The following is an 18,623-nucleotide window of genomic DNA, read 5'->3' on the forward strand; positions in this document are numbered from 1 at the left end:
TGCTCAAACCATGTAGAGGTGGCTTCATGGCAAGACCGCGCCCGTTGTTTCAGGATCATCATGTTATCGAGCAGCAAACACTCGATAACAGTCCGTTGCTAAGAAATCTTGCTGACGAAGGCCTGTTTGAGATGGATGCGCAGCGCAATCGCATCTTTATGCCAGCAAGTAAGAATCTTGCATCGGCACTCCACTTGCCACCGCACAGTGGAGGGCCGATTGGCACGTATCAGTCTGGCACACTAACTTGGCTCGATCGGTTTGAACGGAGCGCTGACGGTCAGAAGATGCTAGCGGGTGATCCCGATGCCGCGCAGAGGCTTGCCGCGAAAGTAGAACGCTTGCAAGACACCATGCGAACGGGGCTGATCAATAGTGATCTTTACACCAATGCGCCATTGGGCCTGAAAGCAGACGACATTCGGCCAAGGGTGCAGTCCTTTTTTGGCAACGTCGCCAGCTACGAACAAGTGCACCAAGCACAAATTGGCCGCTTTGGGCAAATGCTGCCGTCAGAGCTGGCCTGGTCATCGATCACGCAGTCCGAAACGCATGTGTCCACAACGCTGCAGTCGATGGTTCAATCGAGCGAAAACCTGTCCAAGGGCGGCAATCCAGCTCTCGAACGAACTGTGCTTTCGCAAGCCATTGCCGAAGCACACGCGAATGGCCGTTTGAATTTCTCTGAGCAGGGGATTTTGCAAGTCGAGCAGGCTTTAGGAGCGGATGCGGCGAGGCCGCTACGCATTCCAGTAGGCCAGCGCGGCTTCGCCACCCCCGAGCTTCTTGCAGGTAGCTTGTCCGCAGGCCAAGCGCTTCGTGTAACGGGCTTGCTGGCATCGGCGACCGATGCGATTGGGACCAGTCAGCGGGTGAGCACGTTGCTCGCGCAAGACAACCTGCTGGGTGCAAAGCACGAGTTGCGCAACTACGCCGCTAACAACGCAAGTGCTTGGGCCGGTGCTTGGGCAGGAGCGGAGATTGGCGCAGTGGGTGGCCCAGTTGGCGTTGCCGTTGGTGGCGCAGTGGGCGGCGTTGCTGGTTACGTCGTGTCTGACAAGATAATGGCGACCCTGGATGAGCGTGAGATCACGCATCAAGTGGACTCCCTGGGCAGGCAGTGGAGCTACAACGGGCGGCAATGGGTGCAGCCGATGGCCGCTGATCTTCGTGCCGATGGAATTGACCATCCGCAGCAGACAACGTTTTCGGCAGACTTCGATACCCGCCGTGAGTTGGACTACCGAGCCGCCAATACGTCTGTCGAACTGGCGATGAGCCGGATGCCGCCGCCGCGTAGCCCATACAACTTGGAAGCCAGCAGCACTGATCTTCCAAGCTTGTTGCCGGCGAACTGGACGCGTGACGCCGATACTGGTCAGTGGCAGCGCACCCGCGTTACCGACATTGATCCAAATGGCGGCAATACCACCCAGGTTGAAGTTGCACCGGCTGCGCGTGCTGCGAAACTGGACGCGCAAGCAGCTGAGGTCGTGGAAAGCAATATCGTTCAGGGGCCAGCGGGCCTTGCCGCTCGGTATCAGGTCGCTCACCGCCTGGATGGCTGGGACAAGATCACTGGCATTCAATCGCCGTCAGCCGTCACTACCGCGCTCAATCCGGATAGCTTGCAGGCATCCAACAGCAAGCAGTATCAATTTGCTGACGGTGTGTGGCGCCATAACGGCGAGGTGGCAACCGGCCCGATCGCTGCGGAACTGTCGGCCACCCGCGTTGCGATGCAGCCACATCTGGAACAGCACGAACAAACGATGGCAGCGCTCCCCGCGTGGCAGCGCCCGACCCAGGATCAGCTAGACCTATCGAGCCTAGCGACAACCTATGCAGGTTATGGCCTCAATCCGAATGCCGAGTCCCTTGCTGCCATCCAGTTGGCCATCAACACCACGCGTGCAAACTCAGGTCTGGATGCGTCGAACTCTTCTCTGACGCTCGATCCCGATGCACAGGGCGCGCGTCAGCTCGACGGCCCCATTGCCCATCTGCAACGCGGCAATGATGGTGTGATCCGCGTCGCGGCGGTCACCAGTAGCGAAGACCTCCAACACGCACGTGAGCAGGTGCAAGCTCATGCGCAAGCGCAGGAGACGCCTAAGCCTGAGCTTGGCGAACGCCAGATCGAACATCGTTCGCCTCAAGAACGCGATGCCTACGAGCAAGTCCTGCGGGAGGCCAATCGGCAAGGCGTTTCCACGCAAGAAGCGCAACAGGTTGCGAGCTTTGCGGCGACATCAGCTACCGCCCCGCATGTGGATGAAACCCAAGCGCCTCAGGCAGCCATTGACGTGCAGCGAGATCGAGACGTTGCACGCACACCCGACGCGCCTGCTGCTGCTGCGGAGATGGCAACGCCTGCTCCGGTCGTGATGCCTGCATCCGTCAACGCGCCGCTGCCAGAAGACGTGCGCCCGGTTGCCAAGCCTACCGAACCGAAGCCCGAGTCTGTCCCACAACGCGAATCCCAAGAAACCCGAACACCTGAGGTTGCCGCACCCTCGGCAGCCGGCGCAGTCCAGCCGAAGGCAGAGGCAGTAGACCCACCCACGGCAAGCGCATCTGCGCCGAGCGTCGGATCGGTTTCATCAGCTCTCACGTCTCGTGAGGAAACCCCAACCCAGGCAACTGTTCCAACGCCGTCGGCATCAGGTGAGGTGGAAGGGTTGCGCCTGGGCGACCGGGGACAAGAGGTCGAGTTCTTGCAGTATCGCTTGCAGCAAGTGGATGCCCGTGGTCCCAATGGTCAGGCCGTGCCGCAAGACGGGCACTACGGTCCAGAGACCGAACATGCCGTGAGGCAGTTCCAGCAGGACCAAGGTTTGCCGGCGACGGGCGTTGCCGGGCAAGATCTGGATGCGGCGTTGTCCCAAGCACAACATACGCGTCGGGAAGCATTGAAACCCACAGCGCCGGCTTCGGCAAATAACCCGGTGGAGCAGGGTAGCGAGCAGCAAGCGCAAGGAGTTGCACCACAGAACGATGCGCCATCGGCTGTTCCATCGCAGGCAACGCAGCAAGAGGCGGTGCGAGCGCCGTCGCCGGCAACCGCAACGCAGAGCGAAATGCCGGCACAGATCGTCTTGCCTGAGCGCACGTCCTCCTCCTATGCGTCATCGCTTGGTTTTGATGGGACTGGCGGGCGTTCAAACGCAGCTGTGAACGAGGAGGACCGGGTCGAGCAAGTCGGGCCATCCCAAGACAAAGCTCAGCAGGCCTTTCCCTCTAATCATCGGGATTACGCGTTGTTCTCCGCCATCCAGGCACAGCTTCCGAGAGGCACCTCCGATGAGAAAACGGCCGAAGTGCTGCATGCCGTCAAAGAGTCAGGGATCGAGCGCGCGGATGAACTCCGGAAAGTGACCATCCAAGATGATGTCGCCTTTGTCTTTGGCAAAACGCCCGGCTTTCACTCGGAAACCTCGCTCAATACGCCATCGCCTGGCATCAATGAGACCTTGCAGAAGACGGAGGCAATGGATCAGCAACGGGCGCAGGAGATGGTGCAATTCCAGCGCGAGCGCGAAGAAATCGACAAGAACCCAACAGGCCCCGTGATGACGCTTGCTGCCCACTCTCAGCAGCAGGCGATGTCTGGCGGTGATGGAGGCGGTGGTTGTGATGGGGGCGGTTGAGGCAAAAATTGCCTTCGTCGCAGAGGTTTCTGGTTCGCAAGCAGATGGTGCGGATTCAAACTTATGTCCTAAGAGATATATGAAAGCTGAGAAGCGAGTCATTGGGGGTGGCGAAAATCGACAACGGCGTGCTCATGAATTGGGCTCGTACATTTTTCATTAATATTTAAATATAACTTAATAGTTATATCGGCGGCGGGCTTGCGACATTAGCATTGCTTGGTGCGAGAACCTTATTTCAAACAGCAAGCAAGAGCGCACTTATGGTTTCTGCTTTGCAGAAACCGTGCTTCAACGCTGTGCGTTGGTGCGGTGGCTTTCGCCACCTCGTTGCTATGCTTCGCTAGGCAACGCGGCCTCCTCAAAACCCTGAGATTCAAGTCTCTTTGTTGTCGAGTTCGCTTAACTCTCGACAGGGGATGTTCTGCCGCTTCTTTGTGTGCTCCACAAACAGGAGTTACACAAATGGCGATTTATCACGCAACAATGAAGTCTTTCAGCCGAGCCAATGGCGACTCGTCGGTCGCAGCAGCGGCTTACCGAGCAGGGTTTGATCTGCTCGATACAAGCACGGGGCTTGGTCACAATTATTCCCACCGAGGCGGTGTCGATTTCCATCAAATGCTTGCGCCAAAGGGCGCGCCCTCGTGGTGCTTCGATGCGCAGTATTTTTGGAACGCGAACGAAGCGGCCGAGACTCGCAAGAACGCGCGCGTTTGCCGAGAAGTCGAAGTATCGCTTCCGCATCAACTCGATCCACATCAACGCAGAGTGCTTGCCTTGGCGCTGGGTCAATTGCTCGTCGAGCGCTTCCAAGTGGCCGTGTTGGTGGCGGTCCACACGCCAAGCAAGCTTGGAGATCAACGCAACCACCATGTGCACTTGCTGATGTCAGCGCGGCAGGTCGGACCGGGAGGATTGGGTGAGCGCGCCTGCGCTGAGTTTGATGCGCGACAAGGCGGCGGCACACGAGCGCTGCGGCAAATCCGCAAAGACATTGCGATGGTCATCAATGCGCACTTGAAAAATGCGGGCTACCCGGCTCGGGTGGATCATCGCAGTCTCCGAGCACAAGCACACGAAGCCGCGCGTAATGGAGAGTTTGAACGCGCCCGCGAACTCACGCGCCGGCCTGGCAAGCACTTGGGCAAAGCCAAAGTGGCGGTGATGCGCAAAACGAAGTTCACAGCAGAAGTGAAAGGGGCAGGTGGGCGAGAAGCAGCACTGGCGCTTTCAAAGCTTGTCGCTGAGCACATTAAAAAAAGCGGTGGTCTCGTGCACAAGGTGCCACCGTCTCATAGCCATGCGACCGCACTTCGGGATCGGGCCAACGCACAGGCTTCTGAATTGGAAGCTCGCACAGCGGTTGGGCAGACACGATTGTCAGGCGCAGAGCGGGTGCGGCAGATCAAAGAGCGCTTGGCGCGTGCGCCAGCGCCTCGCCCGGGTCTCTACACGCCTTACAGCGGTCAGACCCGACATCTGAGCCGTGTGACGCGTCTGGCTCGTTCCTCGGGCCGAAAAGACGCGGAGGTGCTCAATGCGGAGGCGCAGCTGATCGAAGACTGGCTCGAAGCGCAACGGGAGGTCGCGCAGCAGTCTTTGGAGGTGTTGCGGCAGATCCCAGGGATCCAGATTGAGCAGGAATTTCAGCAAGCGTATGGGACGCTGATCTGTCGGCGAGTCGACAGCTATGCCACCAAGCCGTTTCTGTTCGAAGACACAGAGATGCTTGCTCGCTCAATCAGCAATTATGCCCATACGCTGGTGCGACCCTACAAAGCGCGTGTGGCCGTGCTGGATGCGCAAGCCAAGCTCCATGAGCAAGAAAACGATCCAGATACGAAAGTGGTGGCCAGAGCACAGCGGCGCTTGGCGCGAACGAAGAGGCATGTCTCCCCGCGCATCCAAGCGATCCAGCAGGGGCGGATCAAGCGGGCTCGAAAAGCGATGGTGGAGGCGGCTGAGGCCTTGGAGAAGAACTTCTCTCCGCAGCCGATTGAGGTGCTGACGCCTGAGGCATCTGGAGAGGATGCACATCCACCGCAGGCCGAGGGTGAGGCAGGGCATTGGGAGTTGAAGTTTCGGCCACCGAAGCCAAGTCTATGACGGCTCAGATGTTTCTGACCGTTGACCGCGTAACCGACTGATGGCATGTGGAGACGGCGAGCCCGAGGCTAGGGTTGTTACAAAAGGTTCTCGCCAAATGATCGGAACAACGCCGCCCGCCATTGGCACCCGGCGCCGAGACTGAGGCTTCAACGCCAGCGACACAGGAGCCCCGCATGCGGGGCTCTTTCTTAATCAGGCCAAAGTGGCGATTGATCTGCAAATTACAGGAGTGCCTATTTTTCATTCGCTGTCCGGGGCAATGAGTGGGTAAGGCAGCCTTCCAACATTCGTGACCTGAACGCTATTAAGCGTACAAGCTCTTGTGAGCGATCAGATGAATGGGATTGTAGAGGCTAAAAGGCAGTTCAAGCTTGACTTCGTTCTTCGCAACCCTTCTTCGCAAGGTTCGTGAAGCGCTAATTGACATCAAGCGAACGCGGCCGCAGAATTTGCCCAGGAAAGGGGGCTGCACGTCGTGCAGTTGTAACGGAAATACTCTTAAGGTCGTCATGAGTAATAAAGCAGTTGGGCTAAGTGCCCTTGTTTTAGCTGTTGTTGTGGGTGGCATTGTTTGGATGCAGGAGGCTAAAAAAAATGAAGCGCCTCAGCATGGAGTAAGCTCGGAAAAAAATAAATCTTCGACTGAGAAAATGTCCGGTTCTTCCGGTTTGGCTGCATCTGCCCAGTCTTCTACTCAGTCGTCTGCATCGAGCATTAGACACCCGTTTCCTGAAATTCCTCGCACACGCGATGGAATGAGTTTAGAGAACGATCCAGGATTTGCCGAAAGCAAAGCCGAGCAAAAGTGGCTCGACCGACATGGCTATCCAAACGAGAAGCAGCTAGAAGCTTATATGCTCGCTCCAGAGGCGCTTCTCAAGCAAGCTGCCGAGGCAGGTGATATCGCGGCACAAGCAATGCTTGACGCGAGGCTGCTGCCAACCGATCCAAAAGCTCAACAACGTCTTGTAGATGCAGGAGCGGAAGGCAACCTTTTTGCACTGAATATGCTTGCGTCTTATCAGGGGGGGAGTGCCAATGGCGATCCTGTGGCGGCTTATGCGGTGTCGCGTGTGGCGGAAATGCGGGGCGATGCCCGAGCCGGAATAACCAGAGAAGTCATGATCGCAAAGCCCCTTACGACCGAGCAGAAAATGCTTGGCGAATCTGAGGCTTTGCGCCTGAATCAGGCAATAAATAAAATTTATATTTCTAAGCACGGCGTCGCGCCGATTTTGGATAAGCGTCCCATCGGGGGGCAATAGTTTTCTGTTGTTTTTATCAAGGAGTGAGTTGAAATGGGGATTGGAAAAAGGGTTGGTTTTGCTGTTTTGTCCTTGAGTGGCTTAGTGGGTATTGCGATTGCATGCTCTGAATTGCCGATGCCGCCACTGCCGCCCATCCAGGTTGGTTTGGCCGATCTGCCGAAATTTAGTGATTATTCAAATCCAGCCAACGCAGCATTCATGAAGAAGCTTGATACTTCTGCGTCACGAGTGCTGGGTGAAAGTAACTGGGTGGCCAACTCTTATAAAGGGTATGTGTCCTATACCGTCAAGATTTTGATGTATACCGGTCGTGCTATGGTCTACATCGAAAAGCCCTGCGGTAAAAAAGCTCAGGAAATGGCAGAGCAGATCCAGCAGCAGACATCGACCGGTGGTAGCTCGGGCGGCGGCGGTAGTGCCGGATCAGGTGGCGGCAGTAGTGGTGGTGTATTGATCGGTGGCGGCTGCTACGGTAGCTGTGGCGGCAAAATGCCGGTTGTTGACGTAGGTCCTCCGCAGAACGTCGGCTAATCTCTAAATCTGATGTTGTTGTTGTGCAGCGCTCTAAGCTCTCTACACCAAATGCCTCAGCGCTCCAGCGTTGGGGCATTTTTTCAACTTTCTTTGATCGAATTCTTCCACCCTGTTGTTCGCGCCTTATTCGTCCTCTTCTTTGCCGCCTGCTCGCGTCGTCGTTCCATATGGCGAACCTGCTTGAACGCGCGATCAAATTGCCCTGGCGTGTAAGCGGGCAGAGGAAGTGGGGGGCCAAACTGCTCAATGGCCGAAAAGCGAGCGGGAACAGAGGGCGCATCAACGTAATGCTTCAAGCCTGGCGGAAGCGTCAACTCGTGCCCGGTGATTTGTTGGGAAATCGGAAGCGAGATGCCGTGCTCATTGACCAACGAATTGGACAAGGTGTGTCGAAAGCAATGAAAGCTCTTGAGCCGTTGGGTCAACCCTTGCTTGATAGCATATGCACGGAACTGATCCCCGAGCGCGTCGCCATAGCCGTTTTCGGCGTTGTAGGGCAAATGCGGGAACAGTCGCTCAAAGCCTGCGCGCTTGATCTCATCCACATAGACCAAGAACCCAGCCTCGATCAGGGATGTGGGCACGGGCACAAAGCGGGAGGAGTGGGGGTTCTTCAAGCGCTGATCCGGCTTTGCTCCTCGGAAATGCACGCCCCAGAAATCGCCGACCTTGCCAATGTCTTCGACATAGAGCTGCGCGACTTCGTTGACCCGAGCACCGGTCGCAAATCCCAACAGCGTGGCAAACCATCGGTGGGGATACTTCTTCGCCCAGGACGTGAATGCATTCAGTTCGAGCAGCGCTTTAAGCTCGGCTTGGCTAAACGGATCACGACTCGGCTCATCGGTGAGCGACTTGGCACGATTGAGGATGGCTTTGTGAGGCGCCTTGCTAATCAGGTCTTCGTTCGCCAAGGCGTTGAAGAAGGACGCAATGCGATCGCGATGCTTTTCCTTGGTGCGCATGCTTAGCAGTTCGTGACCACCTTGCCGCGCCTTGCTCAGGATTTCGACAGGGGTGAGGCCGGCGAACACCGCCTTCTTGGTGGCGTTGCTGGGGTAGTGCTCAAGCGCATCCAGGAACTTTCGGACGTCATCGGTCTTGTAGTCCCCGACCGGCTTGTCGCCGACAAGCGCCACAAAAAGACCCAGGCTGTGCTCGGTATCCAGCACGTTTTTCGCGCTTCGCCCAACACGCCGCATCTCACTGATGTGGATGGTGGCGCGCTCTGACAGCAGCGGTCCGGCGCTCTTCACAGAAGCCAGTTGCTGAAGAGGGAGGTGTTTCAGTGCGTCCAGCAGCCGAGCATGATCCTCAGCGCCGTTGGCAGAAAGCTCCACGCCACCGACCTTGATGGTGTAGGGGCGGGCTTCGTTCCCTTGCAACGCGGCCAGCGCCTGGCTCAGCAAATCGTCCCGCATGCCCGCTCCCTGCCGCATCTGATCGAATGCTTCGGAGAGTGCCACAGCCGTTCGTGCCACGGCCAGACGGGCAGCATCACCCAGGGCCAAGCGAACGGGACGGACAAGGTAGCGTGAGCCGATGAGGGCTTGAAGGTCAGTCGGGACGAAAAAGCGCACATAGAGCCCAGCAGGGCGGCGCAGAAAATAAGGCTTCGGCACGGGGTTTGATACCTCGTTTGATACCTAACGCAGGCTCAAACTGAACATCAAACCCCGGGCCGAACCTTCGCGAAATCAAGCACTTACTGCTTTTTTCCGCGCTCAGATGGTGGAGGTGGGCGGAATCGAACCGCCGTCCGGAAGCACTCCATCCCCAGCACTACATGCTTAGCCCTCCGTTAGATCTCATTTCCAGGCAGCACGGTTGGCAAAGCGCACCTGGAAACCAGCCTGCTTTATCTAACCGGTAGCTGACAGGCAGCCACTACCGACGGTTCCGTGATAATGACCCTACATCTACGAGCACGGGCACAAGTAGGTTCGGGGGTTCGCCTTAGGCGGCTGTAGAACTAAAACTAAAGCCAGTTAAGCGGCGATAGCGTAGTCCGAACCGTAGTTGTCATCGTTGGCAACTAAAAGTTTGCTGCTGGATTAACGAGGAAAGCTGCCCCCTCGGCATGCGCCAAGCGACTTCGCGACCCCCGTCGAAACCAGTGCACCCCCGGGGAAAGCATCAAAACGCTGACCTGCCTAGTGTAGGGATCGGCGCGCCCTGTCACAAGTGGTGAGATACGCAGCGCTTACAGTGGCTTCAGTCCCGTACCGAACGGAACAATCTGTAAACGAAGGAGCGAAGCGATGGCGACCAGCAAGCCCCCACGTCCACGGCCGGCGCGTGCAGCGCCCCGCAAACCAGCGGCCACTGCCGATCAACCCGCGCGCAAACGGGCAGCGCGCAGCGCGCAGCCGCAGACCACGGCGAAGAGCCGCGTGCAGGACAAGGCGCGCACGGTGATCTACATCCATGGCATCGGCAACAAGCCGCCGGCCGAGGTGTTGCGCTGCCAATGGGACAAGGCCTTGTTCGGGCGGCCGATGGGCGAGCGCACGCGCCTGGCGTACTGGGTCAATCGCGAGCGGTATCCGGTCGCCGAGCCCGGCAGTTGCGATGCGCGCGATGTCGGCCCTGCGCTCAATCAGAGTGTGCAGCGCGCCTTGAGTACGCTTGGGTTGGTCCCGGGCGAGCAGGATCTGCATCTGCTGGCCGATGCATTGGCGCAGAGCGAGCAGGAACGCAGCGATCTGCATCGATTGCTGGACGAGCTGGACACGGCGTCCGCCACGCCTGCCGTTGGCGACGTGCAGGCAAAAGGCCCGATCGATGCGATCAACCGCGTGCTGCTGCGCTTGATCTCTGCCGCGCTGCTGCAGGACGTACACGATCTGTTCTTCGTGCCCGGGCGTGCGGCGTTGATGCGCGAAAGCCTCGCGCAGCGCCTGCGTTCGGGCGGCGGGCCGTTCGTGGTGGTCGCGCACAGCCAGGGCTCGATGATCGCCTTCGATGTGCTGCGCCAGCTGCAAGCCGCCGAGTGCGAGGTCAGCTTGTTCCTGACCCTGGGCTCGCCGCTGGGCTTGCCGCAAGTGCGCAGCATGTTCAAACGCTGGACCGGCACGCGCAAGCTGCCGTTTCCCGAGTGCGTGCGGCGCTGGATCAACGTGGCCGAGACACGCGACCCGATCGCGCTGGATCCGGATCTCACCGGCGACATCGCCAATGCCAAGGGACGTTTCGAAAACCTCTCGGACGCGCGCTTGAATCCGGATTGGCAGCACAACCCGCATTCGGGCTCGGGCTATCTGTCGATTCCGCAGGTGCGTGCGGCGGTGCGTGAGGCCGTCGGCGTGGGCTTCGATCAGCCGGTGTCCAATGCGGTGTTGATCAAGGATCTCAGCGAGCAGCTGGAAGCGCATGGGTCCGAGCATCGGCACGAAGTGCTGATCGAACTGGATCGTCGCCTGCTCGGCAACGACCCGGCTGCTACGCGTGCGCTGCTGCTGGCGCAGCTGCGCCAGACCGCTGCACGCAGCACTGGCTTGAGCGGCGACGCATTGGATGAGGCGATCGAACTGGAAGACGGCTTGCAGCGTTTCGTCTCGGCGCGGTTGACGCGGTTCGAGATCGAATCGCTGCAGGATCGCTACCGTGCACTCGGATTCCGGCGCGTGTGGCGCGATGCCGGCAAGCGCGCGCTGATCAACGTCTCCGGCAACGTCTTGCATGCCGATGCTGCGCGCACCGCGTATCGCGCGCGCGGTCAGCAGATCGGCTGGGCGGTGCTGGATACCGGCATCGCGGCCAGTCATCCGCATTTCTTCGTGAAGGGCGAGCGTGACAGTGTGGTGGCGCAATGGGATTGCACGCGGCGTGGCGCGCCTAAACGATTGACGCGCGCAGATGGCGATGCGTTCGCCAGACTCGATCGGCATGGGCACGGCACCCATATCGCCGGCATCATCGCCGGCCAATCTAGCGCGGTGATCGCGGACGTGGAGGGCAATCCCGGTAAACCACAGGAGTTCGCCGGCATGGCGCCGGACACGCAGTTGTATGGATTCAAGGTGTTGGACGATGCGGGAAATGGCCGCGATTCGTGGATGATCAAGGCGGTACAGCACGTGGCTGCGATCAACGAGCGCGCAGGCGAGTTGGTCATCCACGGGGTCAATCTGAGCCTGGGCGGCTACTTCGACCCGGAGAGTTACGGCTGTGGTTTTACGCCCTTGTGCAACGAGTTGCGCCGGCTATGGCGGCAAGGCGTACTGGTTGTCGTCGCCGCCGGCAACGAGGGTATGGCCTGGCTGATGCGTAACGATGGCGATGCGTATCCGGCCAACATGGATCTGTCGATCAGCGACCCGGGGAATCTGGAAGACGCCATCGTGGTCGGCTCGGTGCACAAGAGCAGCCCGCACAATTACGGCGTGTCGTATTTTTCCTCGCGCGGGCCGACCGCCGATGGTCGCGGCAAGCCCGATGTGGTCGCACCAGGCGAAAAGATCCTGTCGGCCTATTACGACTTCGACCCGAACGATGCGGCCAGCCTGATGGTGGAGATGAGCGGCACCAGCATGGCCGCACCGCACGTCTCCGGGGTGCTGGCCGGATTCCTTTCCGCCCGTCGCGAGTTCATCGGCTTCCCGGATCGGGTCAAACAGCTGATGCTGGACACCAGCACCGACCTGCAACGCGATCGCTATGTGCAGGGCAGGGGGGTGCCGAATCTGATGCGGATGCTTGGGAAGACGTGATTCGGGAGTGGGGATTGGGGATTCGCAAAAGCGCCGGCTTTACCCGCCGTGTTTTCTATCGCCAGTGCCGTGACCGAGCAACAGGCAGACGTCGGCCACGGGCGGCTTCGCCGTTACGAATCCCTAATGCCGAATCCCCAATCCCCGCCACTCACGCATCGCGGTTATGCCGCCGCATCACACGCTGCTTGTCGCGCTGCCAGTCGCGGTCCTTGGCGGCGTCGCGCTTGTCGTGGTTCTGCTTGCCCTTGGCCAGTGCGATTTCCAGCTTGACCTTGTTGTTGCTCCAGTACAGCGCAGTGGGCACCAGGGTGTAGCCGTCGCGTTCGACGCTGCTCAGCACCTTGTCGATTTCCCGACGATGCAGCAGCAGCTTGCGGTCGCGGCGTTCCACCGGCACGGTGTGACTGGAGGCCTGGATCAGCGGTGTGATCTGCGCGCCGATCAGGAAGATCTCGCCTGAACGCACGTAGGCGTAGCCGTCGATGATGTTGGCGCGGCCGGCGCGGATCGCCTTGACTTCCCAACCCTGCAGCGCCAGGCCGGCTTCGTAGCGCTCTTCCAGGTGGTACTCGTGGCGCGCACGCTTGTTCAACGCGATGGTTTTCGTGGCCGTCGCGCCGTTTGCTTTATCCTTGGCTGGTTTCTTGCTCATGCCGCCATTGTCGCCGATTCGGCGTCATCAAACGATCTTCTGTCTTTCACAAGTTAGCGAATGCCTACCATCCGTCGCAGCGCCCTGGTCGAACACAGCGCCACCCGCATGTTCGATCTGGTCAATGATGTTGCCGCCTATCCGCGCCGTTTCGGCTGGTGCGATGCTGCGCAGGTGCTTGAACAGGACCAGGCGCATATCGTGGCGCGCCTGGATCTGGGGCTGGGGTCGTTCCGCACCTGGTTCACCACCGAAAATCTGCTTGAGCGTCCGGAACGCATCGTCATGCATCTGCGCGACGGCCCGTTCAAGCGTCTGGAAGGGCTGTGGGAATTTCAGTCGCTCGGCGAAAACGCCTGCAAGGTCAGTTTGACGATGGAAGTGGAGACCAGCTCGCGGCTGCTGGGTCCGGCGCTGGCGCTGGGCTTTCAGGGGCTGGCCGATCGCATGGTCAACGATTTCGTGCGGGTCGCCGATCGTGGCGACGTGTAAGCCATGCAGGTCGAAGTGGTGCTGGCATGGCCGGATCGCTACAGCTCGATGCAACTGGATCTGGCTGACGGCGCCAAGGTAGCCGAGGCGATTGCCGCCTCTGGTCTGGCGGTGGATCAGCCGATCGCAGCACAGGCGATTCATGGGGTAATTGCGCGACCGGATCAGGCGCTGCGCGATGGCGACCGGGTCGAATTGCTCAGGCCGCTGCTGCTGGATCCGAAAGAGGCGCGTCGCCGCCGTGCCGGACCCAGCAAAAAAGCCGGTCCCAACGCCTAGTCGTTTGCCAGCGCTGCGACGCACGTGCATGGTGCGGCACAGCGAACTCTTCCGGTAACTTTCCTGCAAAGCCGAACGTAGCCGTTGGTTCGGACAAGCGCCTGTGGACACGACGCACCCGACAGAAAACGCGCTGTATCGGTGTCAGGGCTCGCGTTGCAGTCCTTGATCCAATACGTCCTCCTCCATCGCGGTCATCGCTTGGCCGGAACTACCGCCCGGAGCCGGTTTCCGACCAGCCAAAACTAAAAAACGCATCCGTTTAAAGGGATGCGTTCTCTGGTCCTGCCAACACTCGGACGATCGCAAAATCGCCGAGCAGCCGCATCAACGGCCGCGCTGCTTCTTCTTGTCGCGGGCCAGATTGCGGCCGAACTGCTTAGGCGCCGACTTGGCCAGCTGCTCGTCCTGGGACGGGAAATAATCGCCTTCCCAGCGCACGACCTGCTCGTTTTCGAAAAATACGGTGAAGTTCTTGATCTCTGTGCGCGCCAGACGGTCCACGCGTTGGGTAGACGTGTAGTCCCAGCGCTGCGAGTGGAATGGGTCCGGGATCGAGGGGGTGCCCAGCAACGCGCTGACCTGCTGCTTGCTCTGGCCGACCTGGAGTTGCTCCACGGCATTCTGTTTGATCAGATTGCCCTGGTAGATCGGCTGCTTGTAGATGATGCCGCAGCCAGCGGTGGAAAGAGCAACGGCGGCGACCAGCAGGAGATTGCGCATCGGGGATTAAGTGCTGAGGAAATCACGCCGATGATACACTCCCCCGGTCGCCGCGACCCGTTTGAAGGCAGCTGGCGCTAAATCGCCAATGAACGGAGAACGTATGGAAACCCACGACCTGCGCAAAGTCGGGCTCAAGGTGACCCATCCGCGTATGCGGATACTGGAATTGCTCGAACAAAAGAGCAATCACCATCACCTCAGCGCAGAAGACATCTACCGCCAGCTACTCGACCACGGCGACGAAATCGGTCTGGCCACGGTGTATCGGGTGCTGACCCAGTTCGAGGCTGCCGGCCTGGTGCTGAAGCACAATTTCGAAGGCGGCCAGGCCGTCTATGAGCTGGATCGCGGCGGCCATCACGACCATATGGTGGACGTGGATACCGGCCATGTGATCGAGTTCGAAAGCGAAGAGATCGAGGCCTTGCAGCGTCAGATCGCCGCCCAGCATGGCTACGAGCTGGAAGAGCACTCGCTGGTGCTGTACGTGCGCAAGAAGCGCGTGCGCTAAACGCGGCGTGCAGCACGGCGGCAACGACAAGGCGGCTTCGGCCGCCTTGTACGTTTGCAGACGCTAGCCGCCTCGACAACGCCGAGCGTGTCGCCCGGCAATCGAGCCGATTACGCGCTCTGCAGCAGCTTGCGTGCGGCCGCGCGAGCCTCTTTGCTCACTTCCACCCCGCCCAGCATGCGCGCCAGTTCTTCCTGGCGGGCCTGCGGGCCGAGCAGTTCGACCGCGCTCTGGGTCATGCCGTCCACCGGCGCCTTGCTGACCCGGTAATGCGCGTGCCCCTTGGCTGCGACCTGCGGCAAATGGGTGACGCACAGCACCTGGCGCTCTTCGCCCAGGGCGCGCAGCTTCTGCCCGACGATATCGGCCACCGCGCCGCCGATGCCGGAATCGACCTCGTCGAAGACCATGGTCGGCACGCTGTCCAGCCCGAGTGCGGCGACCTCGATGGCCAGCGAAATCCGCGACAGCTCGCCGCCGGAGGCGACCTTGCGCAATGCGCGCGGTGGCTGCCCGGCATTGGCGGCGACCAGGAATTCCACCCGCTCGGCGCCGTTGGGATCCGGGCGCAATGTGTCCTGCGGCTGCAGCTGGATCAGGAACTGCCCACCGCCCATGCCCAGCTCGCCGATCAGCGTGGTGGTTGCGGCCGACAAGGAGTCTGCCGCGCTGGTGCGGCTAGCGCTGAGGGCGGCGGCGGCGTTGCGCCAGACGTCGGTTGCGGCGGCGATGTGCTTGTCCAGCTGCTGCAGGCGTTCGTCTGCGCCGCGCAGGCTTTCCACTTCCTGGCTCATGCGATCGCGGTGCGCAGCCAGTTCGTCCGGGGTGACGCGATGCTTGCGCGCCAGATCGTGCAGGCGGCCGAGCCGGCGTTCCATCGCCTCGAACTGGGCCGGGTCGGCATCCAGGTCGTCGCGGACGCGGTCGAGCAGGGCCAGCGCTTCTTCGATCTGGATTGCGGCACTGTCCAGCAGTGCGTCCACTTCGCCCAGGCGCGGCTCGTGTTCGGCGACGCGGGCCAGGTCGTGGCGGCTGCCCTGCAGCAGGCCCAGCGCCGATGCGCCATCGTCGCCGTTGAGCTGCTGGAGGACGCTTTCACAGGCGTCGATCAGCGCGGTGGCATGCGCCTGACGACGATGATTGACGTCCAGCGCGGCAATTGCGGCCGGGTCCAGGTCTTCGCGTTCGAGTTCGCCCAACTGGTGTTCGAGGAAGCCGATACGGTCGGAGACATCGCCCTGCGCCGAGAGCGCATCGCGCTCGTCCAGCAGCGCCTGCCACTGTCGGCTGGCCTGGCGCACCTGTTCGCGCTGCGCGCTGTTGCGCGCGTAGGCGTCGAGCAGGGTGAGCTGGCTATGGCGGGCCATCAAGGCCTGGTGCTCGTGCTGGCCGTGGATTTCCACCAGCCGTGACGCCAGCTCGGACAATTGCGAAGAGGTGACCGGGCGGCCATTGATCCAGGCGCGCGAGCCGCCATCGGCGCGGATGATGCGGCGCAGTTGGCATTGCGCGTCGTCGTCCAGCTCGTTGTCGGCCAGCCAGGTCAGGCCGGGGTGCTCGCTTGGCAGCTGGAATTCGGCCGACAGCTCGGCGCGGTCGGCGCCGTGGCGGACCACCCCGCTGTCGGCGCGCAGGCCGGACAGAAAGCCCAGCGCGTCCACCATCAGCGACTTGCCGGCGCCGGTTTCGCCGGAGACCACGGTCATGCCCGGCCCGAATTCCAGTTCGGTGGCGCGGACGACGGCGAAATCCTTGATGGAGAGGTGTCTGAGCATGGGATCGAGTGTGGACGCTTTGGGCAAGCTTAGGGTGGGAGGGGCGGCGAGGGAATGAGACCCTTGCCAATCACGGGGCCAGAGATTATCTATGCCCAGTCTCACCGGATGATCCCATGCGCGCGTCACAGTCCCCAACGCTCGACCCCCGCGCACGCCAGCTGCTACGCACGCTGATTGCCCGTTATATCCGCGATGGCGAGCCGGTGGGCTCCAAGACGCTGGCCCAGCATGCGGGGCTGGATGTCAGCCCGGCCACCATCCGCAATATCCTGGCCGACCTGGAGGACGTGGGGCTGCTTAGCTCTCCGCACACCTCGGCCGGGCGCATTCCCACCGCGCACGGCTACCGCGTGTTCGTCGATAGCCTGGTGCAGATGCAGCCGCCGGGCGAGGAAGAAGTGCGCCGCCTGCGCGCCGAGCTTGCCAGCGGCAACGGCACCCAGTCGTTGCTGGGCAGCGCCTCGCAGATGCTGTCGGCGATGAGCCACTTCGTCGGCGTGGTCAGCGCGCCGCGGCGCGAGCAGTTCGCCTTCCGGCATATCGATTTCGTGCCGCTGGATGCGCGGCGGGTGCTGGCGATCCTGGTGTTTGCCGATAACGAGGTGCAGAACCGGGTGATCGAGCCGCGCCGCGCCTACGAGCCGGCCGAGCTGGAGCGGGTGGCCAATTACCTCAATGCGCAGTTTGCCGGGCGCGCGCTATCGGATATCCGCGTCTCGCTGCTGCGCGAGCTGCGCGTGGCCAAGGACGAGATGGAACAGCTGTTGGCGCACAGCGTGGACCTGGCCAGCGAGGCGCTGGTGCCGGCCGAGGCCGACGACATGGTGATGGCTGGTCAGACCCGTCTGATGGGTGTGCAGGACCTGTCGGACCTGGATCGCCTGCGCGAGCTGTTCGAGGCTTTCGCCAGCAAGCGCGAGATCCTGCAATTGCTCGAACGCACCATCCAGGCGCCGGGCGTGCGCATCTTCATCGGCGAAGAAACCGGCATGGTGTCGCTGGAAGACGTCTCGCTGGTCACTGCGCCGTACGCCGCCAACGGTCAGGTGCTGGGGGTACTGGGGGTGATCGGGCCCAAACGCATGGCCTACGACCGCCTGATTCCGCTGGTGCAGACCGCCGCCCAGGTGCTGGGCGCGGCCATGGAACCGCCCGCAACGCGATAACCGGAGTCGATCGGGGCGATCGTTTTGCTTGAAACGCGCGCAGGCGCCCACATACGGGGTGACGTTGGGGCGGGCGTTCCGCCGGCCCGGGAACTGTGCACATGAACCAAGACCACTCCGAATTCGACTCCGAAGACCTGTCCCAGAACCCACCCGAGACCGATCCGCTCAAGGCCGAGATCGAATCGCTGCGCAGCGAGATCGCGCTGGTCAAGGCTGACGCCCTGCGCGAGCGCGCCGATCTGGAAAATCAGCGCAAGCGCATCGCCCGCGATGTCGACAATGCACGCAAGTTCGCCAACGAGAAGCTGCTGGGCGAGCTGCTGCCGGTGTTCGACAGCCTGGATGCTGGGTTGACCGCGGCTGGCAGCCAGCCCAGCCCGCTGCGCGATGGTCTGGACATGACCTACAAGCAACTGCTCAAGGTGGCCGCCGACAACGGCCTGACCCTGCTCGATCCGGTCGGTCAGCCGTTCAACCCGGACCAGCACCAGGCGATCAGCCAGGGCGAGGCCGAGGGCATCGCACCGGGCCACGTGGTGCAGGTGTTCCAGAAAGGCTATCTGCTCAACGATCGCCTGCTGCGCCCGGCCCTGGTGGTCGTGGCCAAGCACGACTGAAGGCTGCTGCCGGCTGAACTGGCCGGCGCGGACGCGGAACGCAGATTCGTACAGGTGGCTTGAACACCTGCGCACCACCCCCACATCTCAGCCAGACCCGGCGTCGCCGGAAACAGCTAC

General features: G+C 61.0%; 14 protein-coding genes and 1 other RNA gene. 10 read left to right on the top strand and 5 right to left on the bottom strand.

Annotated elements, in window-relative coordinates; all coding sequences use genetic code 11:
- Nucleotides 1-26 precede the first annotated feature (26 nt).
- The 4 genes from NYR97_RS16905 to NYR97_RS16920 all read left to right on the top strand — a co-directional run bounded on the left by NYR97_RS16905 (nt 27) and on the right by NYR97_RS16920 (nt 7,561).
- Nucleotides 27-3,650 (top strand): peptidoglycan-binding protein, encoded by a 3,624-nt coding sequence (locus NYR97_RS16905; RefSeq protein WP_316694820.1) that lies wholly within the window; start codon nt 27-29, stop codon nt 3,648-3,650.
- Nucleotides 3,651-4,115: 465 nt separating this feature from the next.
- The gene (locus NYR97_RS16910) at nt 4,116-5,759 is read left to right on the top strand and encodes a MobA/MobL family protein (RefSeq protein ID WP_316694822.1); all 1,644 of its coding nucleotides are present in this window, start codon (nt 4,116-4,118) and stop codon (nt 5,757-5,759) included.
- A 512-nt stretch (nt 5,760-6,271) separates the two neighbouring features.
- Complete coding sequence (locus NYR97_RS16915) at nt 6,272-7,027, top strand: hypothetical protein (protein WP_425613002.1); 756 nt, start codon at nt 6,272-6,274, stop codon at nt 7,025-7,027.
- A 33-nt stretch (nt 7,028-7,060) separates the two neighbouring features.
- Nucleotides 7,061-7,561 carry a hypothetical protein gene (locus NYR97_RS16920; RefSeq protein WP_039812838.1) on the top strand — a complete coding sequence of 167 codons (501 nt, stop codon included), beginning with the start codon at nt 7,061-7,063 and terminating at the stop codon, nt 7,559-7,561.
- Nucleotides 7,562-7,644: 83 nt separating this feature from the next.
- Here the strand turns inward: NYR97_RS16920 and NYR97_RS16925 are convergent, their stop codons facing one another.
- Entirely contained in the window at nt 7,645-8,985 is a 1,341-nt protein-coding gene (locus tag NYR97_RS16925; protein WP_425613081.1) for a site-specific integrase, read from the bottom strand.
- A gap of 308 nt (nt 8,986-9,293) precedes the next feature.
- Nucleotides 9,294-9,690, bottom strand: a transfer-messenger RNA (tmRNA) gene (gene ssrA / locus NYR97_RS16930).
- Nucleotides 9,691-9,825: 135 nt separating this feature from the next.
- Between ssrA and NYR97_RS16935 the strand changes: the two genes are divergently transcribed.
- Entirely contained in the window at nt 9,826-12,276 is a 2,451-nt protein-coding gene (locus NYR97_RS16935) for a S8 family peptidase (protein ID WP_316694828.1), read from the top strand.
- A 151-nt stretch (nt 12,277-12,427) separates the two neighbouring features.
- On the opposite strand, the gene smpB is transcribed toward NYR97_RS16935, so the two are convergent.
- Nucleotides 12,428-12,931, bottom strand: coding sequence for an SsrA-binding protein SmpB (smpB, locus tag NYR97_RS16940; protein ID WP_006449452.1), 504 nt, complete (start codon nt 12,929-12,931; stop codon nt 12,428-12,430).
- A gap of 60 nt (nt 12,932-12,991) precedes the next feature.
- Here smpB and NYR97_RS16945 point away from each other — a divergent pair, with 60 nt between their 5' ends.
- A complete protein-coding gene (locus NYR97_RS16945; protein WP_210761944.1) occupies nt 12,992-13,423 on the top strand; it encodes a type II toxin-antitoxin system RatA family toxin in 432 nt (143 codons plus the stop codon).
- 3 nt (nt 13,424-13,426) lie between these two features.
- Entirely contained in the window at nt 13,427-13,702 is a 276-nt protein-coding gene (locus tag NYR97_RS16950; RefSeq protein WP_316694835.1) for an RnfH family protein, read from the top strand.
- Nucleotides 13,703-14,029: 327 nt separating this feature from the next.
- On the opposite strand, the gene NYR97_RS16955 is transcribed toward NYR97_RS16950, so the two are convergent.
- Nucleotides 14,030-14,425 (bottom strand): outer membrane protein assembly factor BamE, encoded by a 396-nt coding sequence (locus tag NYR97_RS16955; RefSeq protein WP_039528130.1) that lies wholly within the window; start codon nt 14,423-14,425, stop codon nt 14,030-14,032.
- 103 nt (nt 14,426-14,528) lie between these two features.
- Between NYR97_RS16955 and fur the strand changes: the two genes are divergently transcribed.
- On the top strand, nt 14,529-14,939 hold the full coding sequence (gene fur, locus NYR97_RS16960) for a ferric iron uptake transcriptional regulator (RefSeq protein ID WP_006449456.1): 411 nt from the start codon (nt 14,529-14,531) through the stop codon (nt 14,937-14,939).
- A gap of 110 nt (nt 14,940-15,049) precedes the next feature.
- Here the strand turns inward: fur and recN are convergent, their stop codons facing one another.
- On the bottom strand, nt 15,050-16,714 hold the full coding sequence (gene recN, locus NYR97_RS16965) for a DNA repair protein RecN (protein ID WP_316694840.1): 1,665 nt from the start codon (nt 16,712-16,714) through the stop codon (nt 15,050-15,052).
- Nucleotides 16,715-16,830: 116 nt separating this feature from the next.
- On the opposite strand from recN, the gene hrcA reads away from it, so the two are divergent.
- Nucleotides 16,831-17,883 (top strand): heat-inducible transcriptional repressor HrcA, encoded by a 1,053-nt coding sequence (gene hrcA, locus NYR97_RS16970; RefSeq protein WP_316694841.1) that lies wholly within the window; start codon nt 16,831-16,833, stop codon nt 17,881-17,883.
- Nucleotides 17,884-17,984: 101 nt separating this feature from the next.
- Nucleotides 17,985-18,503: a nucleotide exchange factor GrpE gene (grpE, locus tag NYR97_RS16975; RefSeq protein ID WP_023903539.1), complete on the top strand. Its 519-nt coding sequence runs from the start codon at nt 17,985-17,987 to the stop codon at nt 18,501-18,503.
- Nucleotides 18,504-18,623 lie beyond the last annotated feature (120 nt).

The organism is Xanthomonas hydrangeae (assembly GCF_032697525.1).
Classification (GTDB): Bacteria; Pseudomonadota; Gammaproteobacteria; order Xanthomonadales; family Xanthomonadaceae; genus Xanthomonas; species Xanthomonas hydrangeae.

What these genes read in the sequence shown, in the direction of transcription:
- recN (WP_316694840.1), bottom strand. Translation starts at nt 16,714, where the DNA reads ATGCTCAGACACCTCTCCATCAAGGATTTCGCCGTCGTCCGCGCCACC.
- NYR97_RS16920 (WP_039812838.1), top strand. Translation starts at nt 7,061, where the DNA reads ATGGGGATTGGAAAAAGGGTTGGTTTTGCTGTTTTGTCCTTGAGTGGC.
- NYR97_RS16950 (WP_316694835.1), top strand. Translation starts at nt 13,427, where the DNA reads ATGCAGGTCGAAGTGGTGCTGGCATGGCCGGATCGCTACAGCTCGATG.
- NYR97_RS16935 (WP_316694828.1), top strand. Translation starts at nt 9,826, where the DNA reads ATGGCGACCAGCAAGCCCCCACGTCCACGGCCGGCGCGTGCAGCGCCC.
- NYR97_RS16910 (WP_316694822.1), top strand. Translation starts at nt 4,116, where the DNA reads ATGGCGATTTATCACGCAACAATGAAGTCTTTCAGCCGAGCCAATGGC.
- NYR97_RS16945 (WP_210761944.1), top strand. Translation starts at nt 12,992, where the DNA reads ATGCCTACCATCCGTCGCAGCGCCCTGGTCGAACACAGCGCCACCCGC.
- NYR97_RS16925 (WP_425613081.1), bottom strand. Translation starts at nt 8,985, where the DNA reads ATGCGGGACGATTTGCTGAGCCAGGCGCTGGCCGCGTTGCAAGGGAAC.
- hrcA (WP_316694841.1), top strand. Translation starts at nt 16,831, where the DNA reads ATGCGCGCGTCACAGTCCCCAACGCTCGACCCCCGCGCACGCCAGCTG.
- NYR97_RS16955 (WP_039528130.1), bottom strand. Translation starts at nt 14,425, where the DNA reads ATGCGCAATCTCCTGCTGGTCGCCGCCGTTGCTCTTTCCACCGCTGGC.
- smpB (WP_006449452.1), bottom strand. Translation starts at nt 12,931, where the DNA reads ATGAGCAAGAAACCAGCCAAGGATAAAGCAAACGGCGCGACGGCCACG.
- NYR97_RS16915 (WP_425613002.1), top strand. Translation starts at nt 6,272, where the DNA reads ATGAGTAATAAAGCAGTTGGGCTAAGTGCCCTTGTTTTAGCTGTTGTT.
- fur (WP_006449456.1), top strand. Translation starts at nt 14,529, where the DNA reads ATGGAAACCCACGACCTGCGCAAAGTCGGGCTCAAGGTGACCCATCCG.
- grpE (WP_023903539.1), top strand. Translation starts at nt 17,985, where the DNA reads ATGAACCAAGACCACTCCGAATTCGACTCCGAAGACCTGTCCCAGAAC.
- NYR97_RS16905 (WP_316694820.1), top strand. Translation starts at nt 27, where the DNA reads ATGGCAAGACCGCGCCCGTTGTTTCAGGATCATCATGTTATCGAGCAG.